The organism is Bacillus atrophaeus (assembly GCF_039519175.1).
Taxonomy (GTDB): Bacteria; Bacillota; Bacilli; order Bacillales; family Bacillaceae; genus Bacillus; species Bacillus atrophaeus.
Map to the genome: position 1 here is coordinate 559,536 of NZ_CP154443.1, position 18,253 is coordinate 577,788.

Annotated in this window: 17 protein-coding genes and 1 pseudogene; 7 read left to right on the forward strand and 11 right to left on the reverse strand. The window is 45.9% G+C overall.

All coding sequences use genetic code 11. The features are described 5' to 3' along the window. Positions 1-2: 2 nt before the first annotated feature. From AAHT65_RS02960 to AAHT65_RS03005, 10 genes are all read right to left on the reverse strand, one after another. Complete coding sequence (locus AAHT65_RS02960; RefSeq protein WP_343310961.1) at positions 3-1,031, reverse strand: glycosyltransferase; 1,029 nt, start codon at positions 1,029-1,031, stop codon at positions 3-5. Beyond that, on the reverse strand, positions 1,028-2,098 hold the full coding sequence (locus tag AAHT65_RS02965; protein WP_063638028.1) for a polysaccharide pyruvyl transferase family protein: 1,071 nt from the start codon (positions 2,096-2,098) through the stop codon (positions 1,028-1,030). The genes AAHT65_RS02960 and AAHT65_RS02965 overlap by 4 nt, the downstream gene beginning before the upstream one ends. A gap of 4 nt (positions 2,099-2,102) precedes the next feature. Further along, positions 2,103-3,140, reverse strand: a complete 1,038-nt coding sequence (locus AAHT65_RS02970) for a glycosyltransferase family 2 protein (RefSeq protein WP_343310962.1) — start codon at positions 3,138-3,140, stop codon at positions 2,103-2,105. Positions 3,141-3,163: 23 nt separating this feature from the next. After that, the gene (locus AAHT65_RS02975; RefSeq protein ID WP_088118011.1) at positions 3,164-4,267 is read right to left on the reverse strand and encodes an EpsG family protein; all 1,104 of its coding nucleotides are present in this window, start codon (positions 4,265-4,267) and stop codon (positions 3,164-3,166) included. Positions 4,268-4,270: 3 nt separating this feature from the next. After that, a complete protein-coding gene (locus AAHT65_RS02980; protein ID WP_010789994.1) occupies positions 4,271-5,419 on the reverse strand; it encodes a glycosyltransferase family 1 protein in 1,149 nt (382 codons plus the stop codon). Beyond that, complete coding sequence (locus tag AAHT65_RS02985) at positions 5,412-6,254, reverse strand: glycosyltransferase family 2 protein (RefSeq protein WP_343310963.1); 843 nt, start codon at positions 6,252-6,254, stop codon at positions 5,412-5,414. Before AAHT65_RS02985 ends, AAHT65_RS02980 begins: the two co-directional genes overlap by 8 nt. Next, on the reverse strand, positions 6,251-7,390 hold the full coding sequence (locus tag AAHT65_RS02990) for a glycosyltransferase family 4 protein (RefSeq protein WP_106360041.1): 1,140 nt from the start codon (positions 7,388-7,390) through the stop codon (positions 6,251-6,253). Before AAHT65_RS02990 ends, AAHT65_RS02985 begins: the two co-directional genes overlap by 4 nt. 11 nt (positions 7,391-7,401) lie before the next feature. Continuing rightward, positions 7,402-9,222 carry a polysaccharide biosynthesis protein gene (locus AAHT65_RS02995; RefSeq protein WP_174522099.1) on the reverse strand — a complete coding sequence of 607 codons (1,821 nt, stop codon included), beginning with the start codon at positions 9,220-9,222 and terminating at the stop codon, positions 7,402-7,404. A gap of 232 nt (positions 9,223-9,454) precedes the next feature. Continuing rightward, positions 9,455-10,135, reverse strand: coding sequence for a CpsD/CapB family tyrosine-protein kinase (locus tag AAHT65_RS03000; RefSeq protein WP_003326833.1), 681 nt, complete (start codon positions 10,133-10,135; stop codon positions 9,455-9,457). After that, positions 10,125-10,853 (reverse strand): YveK family protein, encoded by a 729-nt coding sequence (locus AAHT65_RS03005; protein WP_343310965.1) that lies wholly within the window; start codon positions 10,851-10,853, stop codon positions 10,125-10,127. The genes AAHT65_RS03000 and AAHT65_RS03005 overlap by 11 nt, the downstream gene beginning before the upstream one ends. Before the next feature lie 244 nt (positions 10,854-11,097). Between AAHT65_RS03005 and slrR the strand changes: the two genes are divergently transcribed. The 7 genes and pseudogenes from slrR to AAHT65_RS03040 all read left to right on the forward strand — a co-directional run bounded on the left by slrR (position 11,098) and on the right by AAHT65_RS03040 (position 17,683). Further along, positions 11,098-11,553, forward strand: coding sequence for an HTH-type transcriptional regulator SlrR (gene slrR / locus AAHT65_RS03010; RefSeq protein WP_010789998.1), 456 nt, complete (start codon positions 11,098-11,100; stop codon positions 11,551-11,553). A gap of 167 nt (positions 11,554-11,720) precedes the next feature. Next, on the forward strand, positions 11,721-13,193 hold the full coding sequence (locus AAHT65_RS03015) for a carboxylesterase/lipase family protein (RefSeq protein WP_343310966.1): 1,473 nt from the start codon (positions 11,721-11,723) through the stop codon (positions 13,191-13,193). Positions 13,194-13,337: 144 nt separating this feature from the next. After that, positions 13,338-13,865 carry a TetR/AcrR family transcriptional regulator gene (locus AAHT65_RS03020; RefSeq protein WP_343311499.1) on the forward strand — a complete coding sequence of 176 codons (528 nt, stop codon included), beginning with the start codon at positions 13,338-13,340 and terminating at the stop codon, positions 13,863-13,865. A gap of 95 nt (positions 13,866-13,960) precedes the next feature. After that, positions 13,961-14,929: an NAD-dependent epimerase/dehydratase family protein gene (locus AAHT65_RS03025; protein ID WP_343310967.1), complete on the forward strand. Its 969-nt coding sequence runs from the start codon at positions 13,961-13,963 to the stop codon at positions 14,927-14,929. 227 nt (positions 14,930-15,156) lie between these two features. Beyond that, positions 15,157-15,741: pseudogene (locus AAHT65_RS03030) on the forward strand (ABC transporter permease); the annotation flags it as partial. A 276-nt stretch (positions 15,742-16,017) separates the two neighbouring features. Continuing rightward, positions 16,018-16,338: an ArsR/SmtB family transcription factor gene (locus tag AAHT65_RS03035; RefSeq protein WP_106033843.1), complete on the forward strand. Its 321-nt coding sequence runs from the start codon at positions 16,018-16,020 to the stop codon at positions 16,336-16,338. 58 nt (positions 16,339-16,396) lie between these two features. Beyond that, entirely contained in the window at positions 16,397-17,683 is a 1,287-nt protein-coding gene (locus AAHT65_RS03040) for an NAD(P)-binding domain-containing protein (RefSeq protein WP_343310969.1), read from the forward strand. Positions 17,684-17,709: 26 nt separating this feature from the next. Here the strand turns inward: AAHT65_RS03040 and AAHT65_RS03045 are convergent, their stop codons facing one another. Next, positions 17,710-18,204 carry an arsinothricin resistance N-acetyltransferase ArsN1 family A gene (locus AAHT65_RS03045; protein WP_199679792.1) on the reverse strand — a complete coding sequence of 165 codons (495 nt, stop codon included), beginning with the start codon at positions 18,202-18,204 and terminating at the stop codon, positions 17,710-17,712. Positions 18,205-18,253 lie beyond the last annotated feature (49 nt).

Sequence of the window (18,253 nt, forward strand, 5' to 3'; positions counted from 1 at the left end):
AATCAGCCCGCACTGCCTTTCGGTTTCCCCTGCCGCTCAAAAAACAGTTTCAGAAGAAATGGCTGCCGCAATTTGCATAGGCCCAAGACAACGCGTTCGCCTTTTAATAGTTTTTTATGCCTCCACGACGTGTTTCGTACGGCTTCTTGCACCATCGCATAGGACAAAACATGCCGGATGCGTGTCTTGATCTCCCGTGAAGACTGAGACGAAGCACAGGCGTTTGCCAGAAGCATCGGAATCTGGTGCTTGCAGATGTATGTCTCTAAGTCTTCCTTGCACATGTCCGTTAGACCGTGATTCTCGTAAAATGCGGTTTTTGCCTTATACTGTTTTTGTAAATTTTCATCCATAAGAGATTTATAGGGAGCTTCCGTAAGACTTTCTGGATTTTCCCGGTACATGTACAAGCCTTCATCCAGCATTTTGACGCGCTTCGCTGCAAAAAACGCGGACAAATTGAACGGAGAGTCTTCAGCAAAGCGAATCTCCTCATCGAAGGACAGGTTCACTCTTTCCAACATCTCCCGGCGATATAAGTACCGCCAGACATACCAGATGAACCTCGATTCGTGCGCCTGTTTCAGCCGTTCAGCAATGTCCTCCCTTGTCAAAACACGCGCCGTTTCAAGCTGAGGCGGCACGTAGGTCTGCCGTTGGGAGGTTTGCTTGTAAAATCCGCAGCCGGCAATATCAAGACGGTCCTTCTCCGCCTCTTCAGCAAGCCGCTGAAACATGGTTTCCGCCACATAATCATCACCGTCCACAAAACCGATATACGTGCCGCGCGCTATCTTCATTCCGGCGTTTCTCGCTGAACTTAACCCGCCGTTTGGTTTATGGATCACTTGAATCCTTGCATCCCGTTTGGCATACGCCTCTGCAATGTCGGCGGAACGATCCGGCGAACCGTCATTGACAAAAATGATTTCAATCGAAGAAAGCGTTTGTCTCAGCAGAGATTCAGCGCATTCTTCGATGAAGGACTCGACGTTATACATAGGGACGATGATGCTGACGAGCGGGGTCATTTCCCTTCACCGCTGATTTTGTTTCGCAGTCCTTTGAAATATTGGTCACGCGGAAACCCTGAATCATGCGTTCCTTTTGTGAGCAGGTCTTTGACGGCGGCGGTCACCGTTTCCGGTTCCGGATGTTCAATCAGCTTCATCGCCGGAATGCTTTTCAGCCAGTCATAACCTTCCATCACTTTATGATCAAAGGAACGGATGACGACACACGGCGTTCCTGTCAGCGCGCAGAAAATCATGCCATGCAGCCGATCAGTGACAACCGCTTCTGCGCCCTGCAGCTTACTCCATAGCGATTCGAGCTCCTCTTCGCGAGAAGTGCGGTCAACCCTCCGCCCGATGGTGGTCGTAAAGGATTTTATGTCTCCGAATTCTCCAGCCAGCGCATCCTTCAGCCGGTGCCGCTGTTCTTCTCCGAGCGCGCTCTCCCGATCCTCCCGCAAACAAATATAAACACCTTCACGTTCAGCGCGGTGTTCGCTTTTGTCTAAGTATAAAACCATATCAGGCTGCTTCAGAATCGGTTTATCTGTAAAATGGCGCTTCATAAACTGGTATGTCGTTTCGTCTCTCGCCATAAGCAGCAGGTCCGGATGCGCGTTGTAAATTTTTTTGGCGCGCTTCAACTCCTTGCGTCCTTTTTTCGTATCAGAAAAATGGCTTGTCGCTGGGAGCTGTACGATTTTATAGTCGCGAAATGCCTTAATGACAAAGCGGCGTGTCCATTCCTCATAACGGTATAAATCCCCCATGTTTCCGCCGCCGATCATAAAGACCATATCTTCCGGATGGCGCAGCCGCATTAAAGCTTTCGCAGATTTATAGATATCCTTCATATCAACCTCAATGACGTCAAATTCAGGATACTCTCTTTCGATAAATGCTTTGCTGGCATAGGCGATGGCATGATCGCCAAGATTGTCGTGAGACGGCAGCAAGGTTAAAATGATTTTTTTCTTATGGGCAGCCGCCTGTATCCTGTTCGTTCCCATGACAAACTGTGACGGGTATTTGACCTTAAGCAGCAGCCATTCTGCCAGATTGATTTTCCACGAATGTATCGACATGTCTTCACCCTCTGATTTTCATTTTGTGCTCAATTGCTCTTTGATATAATGCCGACGCCAAGGAGACAAACGGAACCATTTTAAGCCTCGCCAAAACAAGCAGGCAAGACCGTTTCGCATCAAAAGGCGCCGTGCCCGTTTTCGACAGGCTTAACCGGAAGACAGGATCTCCGCATATCCGGCTGACATTTTTGAATTTCTCCCCAAGAAGTCTGTTATTGCTTCGTTTCCATTCATTCAGCAGACAAACGCTGCCATGCTGAACGATAAAAAAATCAAGCTCCTTCTGATAATCCTCCAGCTTGCCGTGCTCCATTAAAAACTGCACATTCGCCTCATAAAGCGCCACACCATAATCGAAGAGCTTCTTCTGATAACTTTGCACGATGGAAGTCATGTGAATTCTATAGTGATACAGAGAATCTTCGATATAGGACACTCTTTCAGAGAAAAAATGGGCCCTGAAGCTGAAAAATTGATCTTCAATATGCTCCAGCTCTCCCCTTAGCGGGAAGGAAAGCTGATGCGCTTCAATCATGGTTCTTCTGTACAGCTTATTCCATGAAAACCCGCTGACTTTTCCTTCAAACAGCGACTTCATATAGTGTTCCTTCGTTTTTTCCTGATACGCCTCGGCAATCGTTGAATGTACGGTTTTTCCCGTCTCTTCAAACTCCGCGGCATAATTACAAATGACAAGGTCAGCCTTGTCGGTTTTCGCTTTTTCGTACATTTGCAAGCAATAATCCGGCTCGACCCAATCGTCCGAGTCGATAAAAGCCACAAATTCGCCCCGGGCTTCCTTGAGGCCTTTGTTCCGAACCGCTCCCAGCCCTTGGTTTTTTTGATCAATGACGCGAATTCTGGCATCTATTTGGGCGAATTCTTGAATGATACGCGGGCTGGCGTCTGTTGACCCGTCATTGACGATTATGATTTCGATATTGTCCAGCGTCTGATTGAGTAACGATGACAGACACTTCGGCAAATAAGCTTCTGTATTATAGACAGCGACTAACAGACTAACCGCAGGTGTTTCCATTTCGACCGGCTCCTCTGCATAAATTACCGGGAAAAAATCGTTCTGTACGGAAGCACAGAAGAATCAACCGGCATGAGCAAATAACTATATAAGAAATAACAAGCGACAATAGCGATATAGATCAGCGCATTCGATTTTTCATCAAAAATTCGGACAAAATACGGAATCAGGATCATTTGGTACAGTCCGAAATAAATATTAAATCTGGCAAAGATCACGTCCTTTGTCGCCAATAATCCGAACAAAAAACCGAGCAGGCACAAATTGACGACAATATCAATGTGAGGCCACAGTTTCCGCAGCCGTTCCCGATAGCAAAAGGCCAGAAAAAGAGGCAATATCAAAACGGCAATCTTTGTGATGTTCATGCCGTTTGTATTGGTCATCAGCCACTTTTCATAATGGCTGTATGAGCTGTTTTCAAGTACAACGACAAAGACGGAAAGAAATTTTTGATATAAAAATGTCATTCCGAGAAAAACAGCCGACAGGCAGAAAATCGCCGGCGACCATGCTTTTCTTCGCACGATAAAATAAACCGGAATCATAATCAGCGCGGAGGAATGAAAGGCCGAACTGATCAGCACAATGAGGAAATACCGCTTCCAGTTCCCGCTGATGATATACTTGATCGCCCAAAACAAAACACCCGCCACCATGTATTGTCTGATTCCGTTAAAGGAGGCGTAATAATGGAATGTACCTAAAAATAAGAATACGCTCAATTCAAACGGTCTTCCGTAATCGGCAAGCGCCTTCAAGATAAAGCTGTACGTCACGGCCGCCACTGTCACATACATGATTTGCGGATCAGGCGTGATAAAATTCAAAAGCCATATGAAGGCGGTAAAGCCGGGATCAACAGCGGCTTTACCCGCCCCGAACCCAAATATCTCCCAAATGTTTTGGTAGTCTCCCGCCAGCTGATACATGAGCCCATAGGTCTGAAAATCAGTGCCGACTCTGTATCTCAGACCGGATACAAGGACAAGCGAAGCAAGCGGGATAAACATCACGAGCTTATTCGGCCGGTAGCCGGTCGCGAGCCGCTCGTCATATCCTCCGCACATTTTCGCAAACCAAGACCAAATATATACAATCCCCATATTCACGACATACACGACCATAGCTTACTGCCCTTTTTCGCAGGTAAGATTGTAAAGATTCATTAAATAGCCGACATTTTCTTGCGCGTCATAGCCGCGTTTGGCAAGAGCGGCTTTTACCAGCTCCCGATTCGGCCTGGCGGAGGCGGCAGCCCTTGACACAGCTTCCGCCCAGATCTGCGGCGGCTTTGAGAGACTGAGCCTCGTCATCAGCCCCAGACCCGCGTCCGCTTCTTCTGTGATGCCATCAGAAATCACACACGGAAGGCCGGACGCCTGCGCTTCGACCAGCACAACAGGCAGCCCTTCATATAAAGACGGCATCACAAAGACATCAAAGGCGCGCATAAGCTGGTGGATACGTTCGGCCGTGCCCAAAAAAAGCACGTGAGAGCGAAGCCCCTTCCGATCGGCCTCCTCCTCCAATTGCGGCCGGAGCGGGCCATCACCCGCAAGCACCATTTGGAAATGACATCCCTGATCCCGCAGATAGGAAGCGAGAGTCAAGAGAAACGCATGGTTTTTCTCCTCTGTAAAACGGCCGATATGACCGATGATAAGCCGGTTTAATGCGATCCCGCGTGCTTGTTTTTCCTCGTCGGCATTCGTTTCGCCGCCGGAAAACAAATCGAGGTCAATCCCATTCGGAAGCAAATGCACCTTTTGTTGTTCCATTTTTGAACGGCCGAATAAAAAGCGGCCCGCTTCTTCCCCGCAGGCGCATAGCGATGTCGCGCTTGCTAATATCAGCCGTCTGAACACAAACAGCTGCATACGGCTGATCCAATTGGAACGCACCTTCCATGATGTGCTGTGGGAATGGCAGATCCTGACCGGAACACCCGCAAGCTTGGCGCTGAGCGCGATGAACCCTGACTGAAAATCCGTATGGGCATGAACGGCGTCAAACGGCCCATTGTCTTCCATCACCCGTCTGACATTCCGTACAAATGTAACCGGATTAGTCTGGCCGATGCTCGGCACATAAAAAAGCCGTCCGCCTAAAGATAAAATCTCTTCATCAAAAGCGCACGGATCATCTCTATGGGTTAAAAAGTCAAATTGCACCTTGGTTCTGTCAGTCTTTCTGTATAAATTCATCACCATGGTTTCCGCGCCGCCCCTGTTCATCCCGCTTAAGATGTGGAGGACGCGCTGTTTTCCATTATTCATGTTTCACAAGCCCTTCTTTTTGATTCATCACTCTTTTTTTGTGATATCGGTTCATCACAAACGGAGGCGTAAACGCGCGGATTAAAGGCTTTGCGATATATATGTAATCAGAAATGGGGAGCTTCAGGCGGCGGCATGCCTGATACACAACCACTGCGTTGTCAATGGAATAGGTGAACGATCTCCTTTTAAAAGCGTTGCTGTCTTCTCTTACCTTATACAAGGCTTCCTGAAGATTGTAACCCGTAAATCCGGCTTCAAAGAAACGCATCCATAAATCAATATCTTCCATCCGCCGTGTGCGCCGTCCGGAGCGGTAGCCTTTAAGCGTTCGGTAGGCGCTGGCCCGCATCATGATCGTACCGTGGCAAAAAGGCGTTCCTTTTGCCATGATTCTTTTGTCCGGTGTTGCCGGGAGCATTCTCACGCCTCTTACGCCAAACTCATCAAAGGCCAGCATGCCTGTGCCGACCACTTGATAATGGGAATGTTTTTCTAAAAACGCGGCCTGCTTTTCCAGCCTACGGGAGTAAGACAGATCATCACCGTCCTGACGTGCGATATAGTCTCCTGTAGCGTAGGAAAGGCAATGATTCAGAGAAGCTGCCAGCCTCTGATTGGTTTTATTCTGAATGAGCTTGATCCGATCGCTGTAATGGGCGGCATACTGCTTCGCAATCTGAAGCGTTCCGTCGGTTGAAGCATCGTCGCACATAATCAGCTCCCAATTTTTATAGGATTGGCTGAGGATGGATTCAATGCTTTCTGCCAACGTGCTTTCACAATTGTAAATACCCATAATGACGGAAATTTTCGGTTTTACACCTGAATTCATACGCTTTTCTCCTTTTTCCCCATATAAACGGAATAGATCTCCGCCATTTCCTCAACTGTGCGTTTTTCTGAGTAATGCTCGGCGGTTTTACGGCCTTCAAGCCCTAATGTTCTTCGGAGCGCCGGCTCTTGGTAAAGCCGGTCAATGCGGTCGGCAAAAGCGGCGCTATCCCCAATATTGACTAAGAAGCCATTTTCTCCGTCGCGAATGATTTCTCTATGTCCGCGATTGTTTGTGGCGATTGCCGGCTTCTCCGCAGACATGCCCTCCAGCACATTCATGCCAAGCCCTTCCCTGATGCTCGATGCCACAGACACATCACTAAGCTGAATCACCTCGTGGATATCGCGGCAAAACCCCAGAAATTGTACTTGCTTGGAAATGCCGAGCTGTTCAGCCCTGGATCGGTATGTTTCTTCCAATGCCCCTTCTCCCGCAAAAACGAGCCGCAGCTCCGGAATCCGATCTTTCAATAAAGCGGCTGCTTCAATTAACAGCTGCTGGTTTTTATTCGCATTCAGTTCAGCCGGATATATTAAAATAAAATCGCCGGCATTGAAACCGTGCTTTTCCCTCAGCCGCTGTTTTTCATCCTGGCTGACAGGCTGAAATCTCTCTGTATCCACGCCGATCCCGTGTATCTTTTCCGTCATGCCGTTCTTTTTACGGAGCCCTTTCGCCCGGGCATAATCCTCTTCATTAATCGTGATCAGGCAATCAGTATAGGAAGAAAGCATTTTCTCAATCGGATAATAAAGAAGCCAGTTTTTCACCGGCGCTCCGCTGCAAAAGTGAAAGCCGTGAGCCGTGTACAGCACCTTCGTTCCTTTTCGCCGCGCTTGCCTCGCCGCAAGGCGGGCAAGCACGCCTCCGACCGGCGTGTGGCAGTGAATGATATCATATTCGTTTGTTTCAATTAATTGCTTCAGCTTCTGATAGACTGAGAGATTTTGAGAGTGAAAGGGCGACCGCTGAATCGGCATGGAAAATTTCTCATCTACATACGGAAGCCGTAGCTGGCCGCTTGCAGCAACATGCACCTTCCAGCCCATTTGTTTAAACCATTTAAAATAAGGAAGGTGAAAAGCTTTAAAATGATAGTCGACAGTAGCGCAAAATAATATCGTTTTTGTCATCTTCACCCCTCCTAATGAGCGCCCGCGGCCGCCATTTCTTTCGTTGATCCAATCGCCGCGAACAGCCGCTTTCTCAGTTCTGCTTCCGAGAGGTCCTTGAAATCTTCCATAAATTCCATTAACATCGGCCAATCACCGTCAACCGCTTTGCCGATATGAATTTTCGGGAAAACCTGCTCCGCATGGACTTCATTCTGATTCAGCAATTCCTCGTACATTTTTTCGCCCGGACGAATACCGGTGAACTCAATGGGAATCTGTTCGGTTGTATAGCCTGATAAATGAATCAGGTTTTTGGCAAGATCCACAATTTTGACAGGCTCACCCATATCAAGCACAAAAATCTGCCGTCCTTTTGCGAGCGCCCCTGCTTGTATCACCAGCTTCGAAGCCTCCGGTATGGTCATAAAATAGCGTGTCATCGCCGGGTGTGTCACTGTGACGGGCCCGCCCTTTTCAATTTGCTTTTTGAAAACGGGAATGACGCTTCCGCGGCTGCCAAGCACGTTGCCGAAGCGGACGGCGACAAATTTTGTCCGGCTGACTTTCCCGAGGTTCATTATAATCATTTCCGCGAAACGTTTTGTCGCCCCCATCACATTGGCGGGATTAACCGCCTTATCCGATGAAATCAGCACAAACGTCTCTGTTCCGCACATATCGGCGGCTTCTGCCACATTTCGTGTTCCGATAATATTATTTTTTACAGCCTCTTCAGGATTGTGCTCCATTAACGGCACATGCTTATGGGCCGCGGCATGGTACACTACATGCGGTTCATATTTTTTCATCACTGTAAACATTTTGTCCCGATCCTGCACATCAGCGATCTCCGTATGAAAAGTGACATGTTTACCGAAGCGTCCGATCAGCTCTGAATGGGTTGAATGAATACTGTTTTCCCCGTGCCCGAGAAGCACCACATTTTTTGGCTGAAAACCGCTGATCTGCCGGCAGATTTCCGAGCCAATGGAACCGCCCGCCCCTGTGACGACAATTGTTTTTCCTTTCACACTGTTAGAAATCTCGCTTGTATCAAGCGTTACCGGCTTTCTGCCGAGCAAATCCTCAGCCTTTACATCTCTGATTTGGCTGGCCGTCCGCGTGCCGAGCAGCATTTCATCGAAATCAGGCATGATCTTGATGCTCACCCCGGTACGCACACATTCTTTATATAAAATCTGAAGCTCATGTGTCCGAAGAGACGGAATCGCGATAATGATGTTATTAATTCTTAATTTTTGCACTGCCGGCATGATGCTTTCTTTTCCCCCGATGACGGGTACTCCCATAATCTCAAGCTTGTGCTTCGTCTGATCATCATCTATAAAGGCCACAGGCGTGATGTCAAAGTCATTTTGCTGGAGCAGCTGTCTGACCATCAGCGTTCCTCCTGATCCCGCTCCGATGATTAACGCCCGGGACGAAGAGCTCCGTTTTCTTCCCATACGTTCTTTTAACACCCTTGATACCACACGTGTTCCGCCGATAAGAAGAAGCTGCAGCATCCAGCTCACGGCCAGCAGGCGGAACAAAACCGTATGAAACACTGCATACTGAACAATGCCGGCCATTACGGCAGACAGCGTAATTCCCTTAAGGAGGGCAATCAATTCACCGATGCCGGTATAGCTCCACATCTGCTTATATTGATGAAACAACATGGCACAAACATGGTGGCTGACGAGCAAGCTGACCGCAGTAAGCAATAATGCTCCGGAGTCATAAAATTGATAAGAATCCTCAAAAAATTGGTATCCTATAATAACTGAAAGTAAGACGAGATAAGTATCCAGCGCGATAATCATAGACAGTCTTCTCCGGTAACTCAAACTTTTCCCTCCTATAATCATTTATCGGTTTAGCTGTGACGGCTTTCGTTTGTCAAAAACATACATAACAGCTAAACCGACAACATTTTCTAATATCTGAAATAAAAGTGGGCATTTAACCCGCCCTCACACCCCGCCAGCGACGACCAGCATCTAAGGCAGCAAGTAACATGCCCACAGCAGAGCCGAGTGCCTCCGTTGATAAAGGTCAGGAGACATCACCTAAACAAAACTAATATGAATAAAGATCCGGTTTTTTCAGTTTCTTTTTATTTAATAGAGCGCCCAAGAGCTTCGCCTTTGATTGCTCCAGAGCATCTTTTGCTTTTTGAACCGTGTCGATTTTTGTTTTTCCGCTGAGGACGACCAGCACGCTGCCATCTGTTTGATTGGCTAAAATCTGACCGTCTGCCACAGCCAAAAGCGGCGGAGAATCAAAGATAACAAGACTGTATTGATCGTAGATGTCCAGTATCAGATCTCCCATCGCTTTTGAAGATAACAGCTCGGCCGGATTCGGCGGCGTCGGCCCGCTCGTCAGGATATACAGATTGTCGATCGGTGTTTGTTGAACTGTTTCGCTGAGAGAACAGGTTCCCACCAACACGTTTGTCAGCCCGGTTACATTTTCAAGCTGAAAGGTTTCATGGATGGTCGGCTTTCTCAGATCCGCATCAACGAGGAGCACCTTTTTCTCTTGCTGGGCAAATACTGCGGCAAGATTCGCGGCGCTGAATGATTTTCCTTCGCCAGGCACAGAGGAGGTAACGAGAATCGACCGCAAATTGGTCTGGACAGAAGAAAACGCAATGTTTGTCCGAATCGTACGATACTGTTCAGCGACTAACGATTTGTTCTGTAAAACAGATATTTGAGCCAAGCCTCGTTTTGCTTTCTTTTTTCTAAAGCCCACTCGCCTCACTCCTAGAATTTTTTTTCGTTTGTCCCCGTCCCCGTCTGTCCGTTTTTATGTCGGGAACAGTCCCTAGGCAGGGCAAGCCCGTCTTCTCATTAAGCTGTCTCGCGCTTTTGCATGTGTCATCGAGAAAATGAAGAAAAAACGCCAGCGTGATACCGCCCAGAACGGCTGCTCCAAAAGCCATGACCATGTTTCGAACACGGGAAGGTTTCACCATCGGACTGTCGGAAGCCTTTGCCTCGGAAATGATATGTACGCCTTTGACATTCATTCTGTCGTTCACTTCGGCTTTGAACACCTTGATCAGGGTGTTCGCAATATTAGCCGCTTCTTTCGGGCTTTCATCCTGAACCGCAACCGTAATGATTTCTGATTCTTTTTCACTGCTTGTGATCACTTGTTGCTTCAGCGAGGCAGCCGTTTCAGAAAGATGCAGTTCTGCTTTGACCTTTTCCAGCACCGCCGGGCTTTTCATAATCGTTTGGAATGTATTGCTGTATTGGAGATTTAGCTGGATGTCACTGAGATTCGAGTTTTCTTCACCGTCTGATTCATGAATCAGCACCTGAGCTGTCGCCTGGTAAATTGGAGAAATGATCTTATACTGTACAAAACCGGCGAGCAGAGTGACTCCTATTGTGATCATCAAAATCAGTACGAATCTGCGTTTGACAATCGCGAATAATTCTTTAAAACTCATATTCTCATTCATGTTTTAATAGCCTTCAGCCTTATCACCGCAGGCTTTACGCCCCCTTCTGTTAATGATTGGATTATAAAAGAAAACACAACAATTGGAAAATTGCAAAATAGGCTATTTAGTTCTTTTTAGAGAACATTATCATTATTTTCCTCTTATTTACTGCACTTCCCTTACTATTTCAAATTTTATAAAGAACAATTTATTTCTTATAATGAACGAAATAACGACAGTGAAATGAGGAGAATACAGCATAATGATTGGAAGAATAATTCGTTTATATCGTAAAAGAAAAGGCTACTCTATCAACCAGCTGGCAGTCGAGGCCGGTGTCTCTAAATCCTATTTGAGTAAGATTGAGAGAGGCGTGCACACCAATCCGTCAATCCAATTTTTGAAAAAAGTATCAGAAACGCTGGAGGTTGAATTAACTGAATTATTTGACGCGGAAACGATTTTGCACCAAAAAACAGGCGGTGAAGAGGAATGGCGCCTCCTTCTCGTCCAAGCCGTCCAAGCCGGAATGGAAAAAGAAGAACTGTTCACCTTTACGAACAGGCTGAAAACAGAAAGAACTGAATCGGCCTCATATAGAAACAGAAAATTAACCGAATCGAACATAGAGGAATGGAAAGCTTTAATGCTGGAAGCAAAAGAAATGGGTCTTTCGGTTGATGAAGTGCAGACATTTTTAAAAACGATGGGAAGATAAACCAGAGGGCAAGAGTTTGACTGACGCTGAAGCGGTTGTCATTACTCCGCCCTTCTTCTATAGATCAGATATCTTTCACAGCCCGCCTGGCGCATAGCAGGAGTTCTTTGGTTAGCCTAAACCATGCTGGCTGTTTATAATGAAGGGTAAAAAGAGGAGTGATAGGAATGGCTGATCTTACTGTTCAAACCCGGTACGGAGCGCTGAAAGGCACTGAACAAAATAGTGTGCATACATGGAAAGGCATCCCATTTGCACAGCCTCCCACAGGAGAATTCAGATTCAAAGAGCCTCAAGCTCCAAAGCCTTGGAGCGGGGTGCGGAATGCTGCAGAATTTGGCCCAGTGTGCCCCCAGCCGTCTGATTTGCTGTCCATGTCGTTTGCAGGAGCGGAAATGCCCGTTCAGTCGGAGGATTGCCTTTATTTAAATGTCTATGCACCTGACACGCCCGAAAAGGATCTGCCGGTAATGGTTTGGATTCATGGCGGAGCATTTTACCTCGGAGCGGGAAGCGAGCCTCTGTATGACGGGTCTGCGCTCGCGGCGGCGGGCGACGTCATTGTGGTCACGCTGAACTATCGTTTAGGGCCTTTCGGTTTTTTACATTTATCTTCTATTGATAATTCATACACAAATAACCTCGGTCTTCTTGACCAAATCGCGGCCTTACAATGGGTAAAAGATAACATTTCTGCCTTTGGCGGGAATCCGGAAAACGTGACGATATTCGGAGAATCAGCAGGCGGAATGAGTATTGCCGCTCTTCTTACAATGCCAAAGGCAAAGGGCTTATTCCAAAAAGCGATTATGGAAAGCGGCGCCTCTCAAACCATGTCAAGCGAAAAAGCGGCTGATATTGCTGCGGCATTTCTGGAAACGCTCGACATTGAGCCTGATCAATCAGAGCTTCTCCATTCCAAAACGTCTGAGGATATTCTAAACGCGGCTGACAAGATCAGGAATACGAATAATGAAAATATCTTCTCACTCCTTTTCCAGCCGACAGCAGACCCGGACACACTTCCGGTTGAACCGGAAAAAGCGATTGCACAAGGAGCGGCAGAGGGGATTCCTCTTTTAATCGGAACCAACAAGGATGAAGGCTACTTATTTTTTACACCTGATTCAGAAGTGATGTCTCAAGCAGAAATCAATCAGGCGTTAGAACAATTTGGAGGACAGGAGTTTGCGAGAAGAGCCGCTGGCTTATATCCTCCATCTTTGGAAAGCCAAATTCATATGATGACCGATCTGCTCTTTTGGCGTCCGTCTATTACTTATGCATCAGCACAATCCAACATCGCACCTGTCTGGATGTACCGATTCGACTGGCATCTAGGGCAGCCGCCGCTTGACAAGGCGATTCATGCCTTAGAAATACCGTTTGTTTTCGGTAATTTTGAATCCCTTGAAGCGGCACTGCAAACGAAGATCAGCGAAGACATAAAACAGCTTTCCACACACATTCAAACCGCCTGGATCACATTTGCCCGTACAGGTGACCCAAACCACAGCACTGTCGAATGGCCTAATTATAATGAAGAAACACGGAAAACCTTGATCTTTAACAACTCGATTTCTATCGAACAAGACCCGGATGCAGATAAGAGAAAACAGCTTTCGAGAAACGGGGAATAACAAAAAGGGCGGTGCATGCCGCCCTTTTCCCGTTAAAAATGGTGAGAAAAAAGATATTGCAAAAAGCATTTCAATACGCTATTATTTATTTAGTAATTGATCAATCACTAAATAAACTGCATATCATATAATGAGGTGAGACCCATTACAAAACGATCAACAACAACGGCCAACCGCCGAACTCAAATTATTTCTGCTGCTATTGAAGTTTTTGCTGAAATTGGCTATTACCGAGCAACTACAGCGAAAGTGGCCGAGAGAGCCGCTATTTCTCAACCGTATATTTTTCGTTTCTTTTCAACAAAAGAAGACCTGCTGCGGGAAGCGCTGGAAGTATCATGGATACGTATCGTTGATTCTTTCCGCACCGTAGTTGAAACGGCTGTCCCGGAACACCTGGAACAAGAACTCGTTAAAGCCTATACGAACATTATGGAGTCTCATCGAAATGAGACCCTGCTGCAAATGCAGGCGCAAACGATCCAAGAAGCTCCGATTATGGAGGTCATGCAAAATGGCTTCCGAGACGTGCATCAAATGGTATATGAGGCTTTCCAAAATGCCGGGATAGAAAAACCAAAAGAAAGAACAATGCTATTTCTCGCCAGAGGGATGCTATGCAATATTTCAATGGCGCTGTTCATGCCGGAATTAATGGCCACAGACGAATAACCCTTATCCACATTGTAACCGGACTCCCGGTTACAATATTTTTCCCGGTTAGTTATTGATCAATCACTAAATAAATTAAAAAGGAGCTTACATTCATGAAAAAGGCGATTGTTTTAGGTGCAACTGGAGGAACAGGTACTGCTCTCATAAACGAATTGGTAAGCAGAGGAATTGAAACGACAGCCTTCGGGCGCTCTCAGGAAAAACTAGAGCGGCTGGCGGAGAATGCAGGAAACCCGTCGAACCTCCAGCTTAAAACGGGAGATGTATTTGACACGGAGGATGTGTTTTCTGCTTCCAAAGGGGCGGATGTCATTTTTCATAGCGCCTCTGTTCCATATCACGAGATGACAGCACGCCTTCTGCCGATGGGTGAATCGGTTATGCAGGCAGCAAACAGATTAGAAACGAAAGTCGTGGCAGTTGACGGCATATACCCCTATGGAAGAAGACAAACTGACAATGCCATTCCTGAAGAGCACCCCAAAAAACCGCATACTAAAAAAGGCAAAACCAAGCTCGAATTCGAGAAAATGTTTTTCAGCCCACGCTGGAACCGCACCCAAAGGATGATCGTTCGTTTACCGGACTATTACGGCCCTTCCGCAACGAAGGCTTCGTATCTGGGTGCAACACTAGAGGCAATCGCAGCCGGGAAACCAGCGATCTTTATCGGCAATATGCATGTCCCCCGTGAGTATGTATATCTGCCTGATGCTGCAACGATGATGACAGAGCTTGCCTTCCGAGAAGAAGCCTATGGACAAAACTGGCACATCCCGGGCGGGGGCATCATCTCTGGGCGGGATATCGTCAAAATCGCCCAAAAAGCAAGCGGTCAAGCGAAGCCGGTTGTGCCGGTTGGAAAAACAGGACTGTCTCTGCTCGGCTTGTTTACTCCGGTGATGAAAGAAATCGTGGAAATGCTGTACTTGACTGAGGAACCTTTGGTATTGAGCGGAAAAAAATATGAGCGTTTAGCAGGCCCTATTCCTGCTGTTTCATTTGAAAAAGGAATCACCGAGACCATTCATGCTATCATGCAACGACAAGTTATTTCCTAGGCTTTACATCACATGGGATGAAGGAAAACACCATACAAAAAGACAAGGCCGGCTAGCCTTGTCTGTTCTACCTCACTTGTGCGGTCCTTATTTCATATTTCATCTGATCACCATAGGAAAACTCTACAAGTACTGCACTTGTACTTGAACAGTTTTTTGAGACGGGACGACTTCCAGATAACTATCAGGGAGAGGATGAACTTAGAGCTGAACGAGGCGCAGGCACAAATATTTTAGGTTTCATTGTGATGTTAATTTTAATGCAGGGTGTTGCATTGACTGCCCTTTATCCGGAAGACCGGATGCTAAAAACCTTCAGAAGAATCTTAACATCACCGGTAAGCGAAAAAAAATATTTATTGGTACAATCTATCTTTACGTTTTTATGTTTATACATTCCGTCCTATTTGGCCATTGTGATTACTAAAGTATCTTTTGGCGTTGAGATCGGCTTTGGTTTTGGCATGCTGGCTTTATTGCTGGCTATTCTTACAGTGCTGGCAACCGCATTCTCTTTATTTATGGCCTCAGTGATGGAACAAAATACAAGTTTAGTAACGAGTGGAATCAGTGTGGTTACGAGTGTATTAGCAGGGTGTTTCATCTCCTTTACACCAAACAATAAAATGTTAGACGTCATCTGTTCCATTCTTCCGCAAAAGTCATTTATGACACTTGTTCATGGTTTGGAAATGGGACAAAATATGTGGGATTTCAATAACCAGCTTATCTATCTGCTTATTTGGTCTGCAGCCCTTTGGCTGCTGGGAGGATTTATTACAAAAAGCAGAACAAACAAAGGAATTTATTAAACGGCAAAGACGGCTGGCGAGTATTCGATCCTTGAAGGGATGATAAATTCTGCTTAGGGATTCTAGTGACTGTAGAATCCCATTCCTACAATGAAACCGCCCCTCAGCGGGCTGATTCCTTGGTTGAATATTAACAAAAATAAGTCTCAGACCCTCTTCCCCCTTTAGGGACAACATAAAATCAAAAAAATTGATTAAATATCTTGTATTCCCTCCTCCGGTTCATATATAATCAATTCATCAAATAAATTTGATATTACAAAGAAGGGATTCCATATGAAACAGATACCTTTGCATAACGACCAAATGCAGCGTACATTTCAGCATTACGAAAAAAAATTCAAAGCCTTATCAGATCAAAAAAGACTCCACCTTTTACATATCCTTTGCGAACGCGGTTCGACCTGTGTATGTGATTTGGTTGAAGACATGCAAATGCCGCAATCGAAATTATCCTATCATTTGAAAATTCTCTTAGACGCCGAACTGATTCATAAAGAGACAAAAGGAACATGGAGCTACTATTCATTACATGAAAAAGAAATCAATCACTTATTATCAGAAGAATTATGCTGTTTATTCCGTCCTTCTTCGTAAGAGACGGTTCATTTCCAGTATATAAATCAAATATTTTTGATTTATAGGAGGATAACTTATGAAAAATTCATTACCAGTGGCCATTATCGGCGGAGGACCCGTAGGAGCGGCCGCAGCAGCCCGCCTTGTTCAAAAGCAAGTGCCCTTTATTTTATTTGAAGCCGGAGAAGGAATCGGCACTCACTTCTTAGACTATCGTCACGTTCGTTTATTTTCCCCATGGGCCTATAACATAGACCAAGCTGCAAAAGAATTGTTAATGAAGCACAATGTGCCTCTTCCTCCTGAAGAAGAATTGCCGCACGGAGAAGAAATTGTTTCATTATATTTAAAGCCATTAACACAGCTTCCTGAGCTAAAACCTCATATTTATGTCAATAGCCGTGTGGTTCATGTCGGACGAAAAGGATTTGATAAAGTAAAAACAGCCGAAAGAGAGAAGGCTCCGTTTGTCTTACGGGTGAAGCATAACGATACAGAAGAAAAAATATATGAAGCAAAAGCTGTCATAGACGCAACCGGCACTTGGCAAAATCGCAATCCCATTTCTTCTGGCGGTATTTTCTCAGCTCAAGAAAAAAAAGTAGCAAAGCACATCTACTATGGGATTCCAGATGTCCTAAACCGAGACCGTGATCGCTTTCAAAATAAAACAATTGCTGTTGTCGGAAGCGGCCATTCCGCTATTAATACATTACTTGATTTAGCACAGCTGAAGCAGAATACAGACTACACGAAGATGATCTGGATATTACGAAAACAAATGAATGAGACATTCGGCGGCGGAGACAATGACCAGCTGCCGGCAAGGGGAGAGCTGGGTTTAAGACTGCGCCGAGCCATCGAGAACGGCTTAATAAAAGTATATGATTCCATGTTCATTCATTCTGTACGTCCTGATGAGAATGGCACATTACAAATTACAGGAGAACGCCAGAATCAGCCTCAGACGATCGAACATATAGATGAAATCATCGCCAACACAGGGTCAAGGCCGGATTTTACATTTTTAAGAGAGGTTCGCCATACGTTTGACCCCGCTTTAGAATGTGTGCCGGATTTAGCAGAACTGATTGATCCTAACATCCACAGCTGCGGAACAGTCCGTCCTCATGGTGAAAAAGAATTACGGCAGCCGGAAAAAGACTTTTATATCATCGGCTCAAAAAGCTATGGACGAGCGCCGACGTTTTTATTGGCAACGGGTTATGAACAGGCCCGCTCAGTCGTCGAATATATAACAGGCGACAAAGACGCCGCAAAACGCGTAGAACTAAAGCTTCCGGAAACAGGCGTTTGCAAACTTACTTCTGCTCCGAATACTGAGAATTCCTGCTGCAGCTAAAAAAGGTCTCATACAGAGACCTTTTTTTATGGGGTTAAAATTTTCTCCATGGCCATGACATCAACATATTGCCCGTCCAATTTCCCCTGCTCTTTAAAAATTCCAACCTGCCGATATCCCATTGAAGAATATAACCCTTGGCCAAGCATATTAAACGGAAATGTAAACAATACAATCTTATGTATATCAGCATCCACAGCCTCTTTTTCAATGCTCGCTAAAAGTGCTTTACCGATCCCTCTGCCTCGGTACGAGCGAGAAATATAAATAGATAGATCAGCCACACCCCGGTAAGCGCAGCGATGAGAATAAGGATTAAGAGAAGCCCACCCCGCCACCTCATTTCCAATTGCGGCTGTCAAAACCGCGTATTTATCGGAACGCTGGAGAAACCAGTCAGACATGTACTTCAAGTCTTTCTCTTCTGTTTCAAGGGTAGCAATGCGATCCCGTATACCTTGATTATAGATGTCTAAAATAGCGATAAGGTCTTCTTCCTTTGCTCTTCGTATATGCACCATTTGTCTCCCTCCCCATTAGACATATTTTAATTAAATCAATATTTCAAGA

Bases quoted from the DNA above. Each gene is read 5' to 3' on its own strand.
- AAHT65_RS02960 (WP_343310961.1), bottom strand. From the start codon at position 1,031: ATGACCCCGCTCGTCAGCATCATCGTCCCTATGTATAACGTCGAGTCC.
- AAHT65_RS02965 (WP_063638028.1), bottom strand. From the start codon at position 2,098: ATGTCGATACATTCGTGGAAAATCAATCTGGCAGAATGGCTGCTGCTT.
- AAHT65_RS02970 (WP_343310962.1), bottom strand. From the start codon at position 3,140: ATGGAAACACCTGCGGTTAGTCTGTTAGTCGCTGTCTATAATACAGAA.
- AAHT65_RS02975 (WP_088118011.1), bottom strand. From the start codon at position 4,267: ATGGTCGTGTATGTCGTGAATATGGGGATTGTATATATTTGGTCTTGG.
- AAHT65_RS02980 (WP_010789994.1), bottom strand. From the start codon at position 5,419: ATGAATAATGGAAAACAGCGCGTCCTCCACATCTTAAGCGGGATGAAC.
- AAHT65_RS02985 (WP_343310963.1), bottom strand. From the start codon at position 6,254: ATGAATTCAGGTGTAAAACCGAAAATTTCCGTCATTATGGGTATTTAC.
- AAHT65_RS02990 (WP_106360041.1), bottom strand. From the start codon at position 7,390: ATGACAAAAACGATATTATTTTGCGCTACTGTCGACTATCATTTTAAA.
- AAHT65_RS03005 (WP_343310965.1), bottom strand. From the start codon at position 10,853: ATGAATGAGAATATGAGTTTTAAAGAATTATTCGCGATTGTCAAACGC.
- slrR (WP_010789998.1), top strand. From the start codon at position 11,098: ATGATTGGAAGAATAATTCGTTTATATCGTAAAAGAAAAGGCTACTCT.
- AAHT65_RS03015 (WP_343310966.1), top strand. From the start codon at position 11,721: ATGGCTGATCTTACTGTTCAAACCCGGTACGGAGCGCTGAAAGGCACT.
- AAHT65_RS03025 (WP_343310967.1), top strand. From the start codon at position 13,961: ATGAAAAAGGCGATTGTTTTAGGTGCAACTGGAGGAACAGGTACTGCT.
- AAHT65_RS03035 (WP_106033843.1), top strand. From the start codon at position 16,018: ATGAAACAGATACCTTTGCATAACGACCAAATGCAGCGTACATTTCAG.
- AAHT65_RS03040 (WP_343310969.1), top strand. From the start codon at position 16,397: ATGAAAAATTCATTACCAGTGGCCATTATCGGCGGAGGACCCGTAGGA.
- AAHT65_RS03045 (WP_199679792.1), bottom strand. From the start codon at position 18,204: ATGGTGCATATACGAAGAGCAAAGGAAGAAGACCTTATCGCTATTTTA.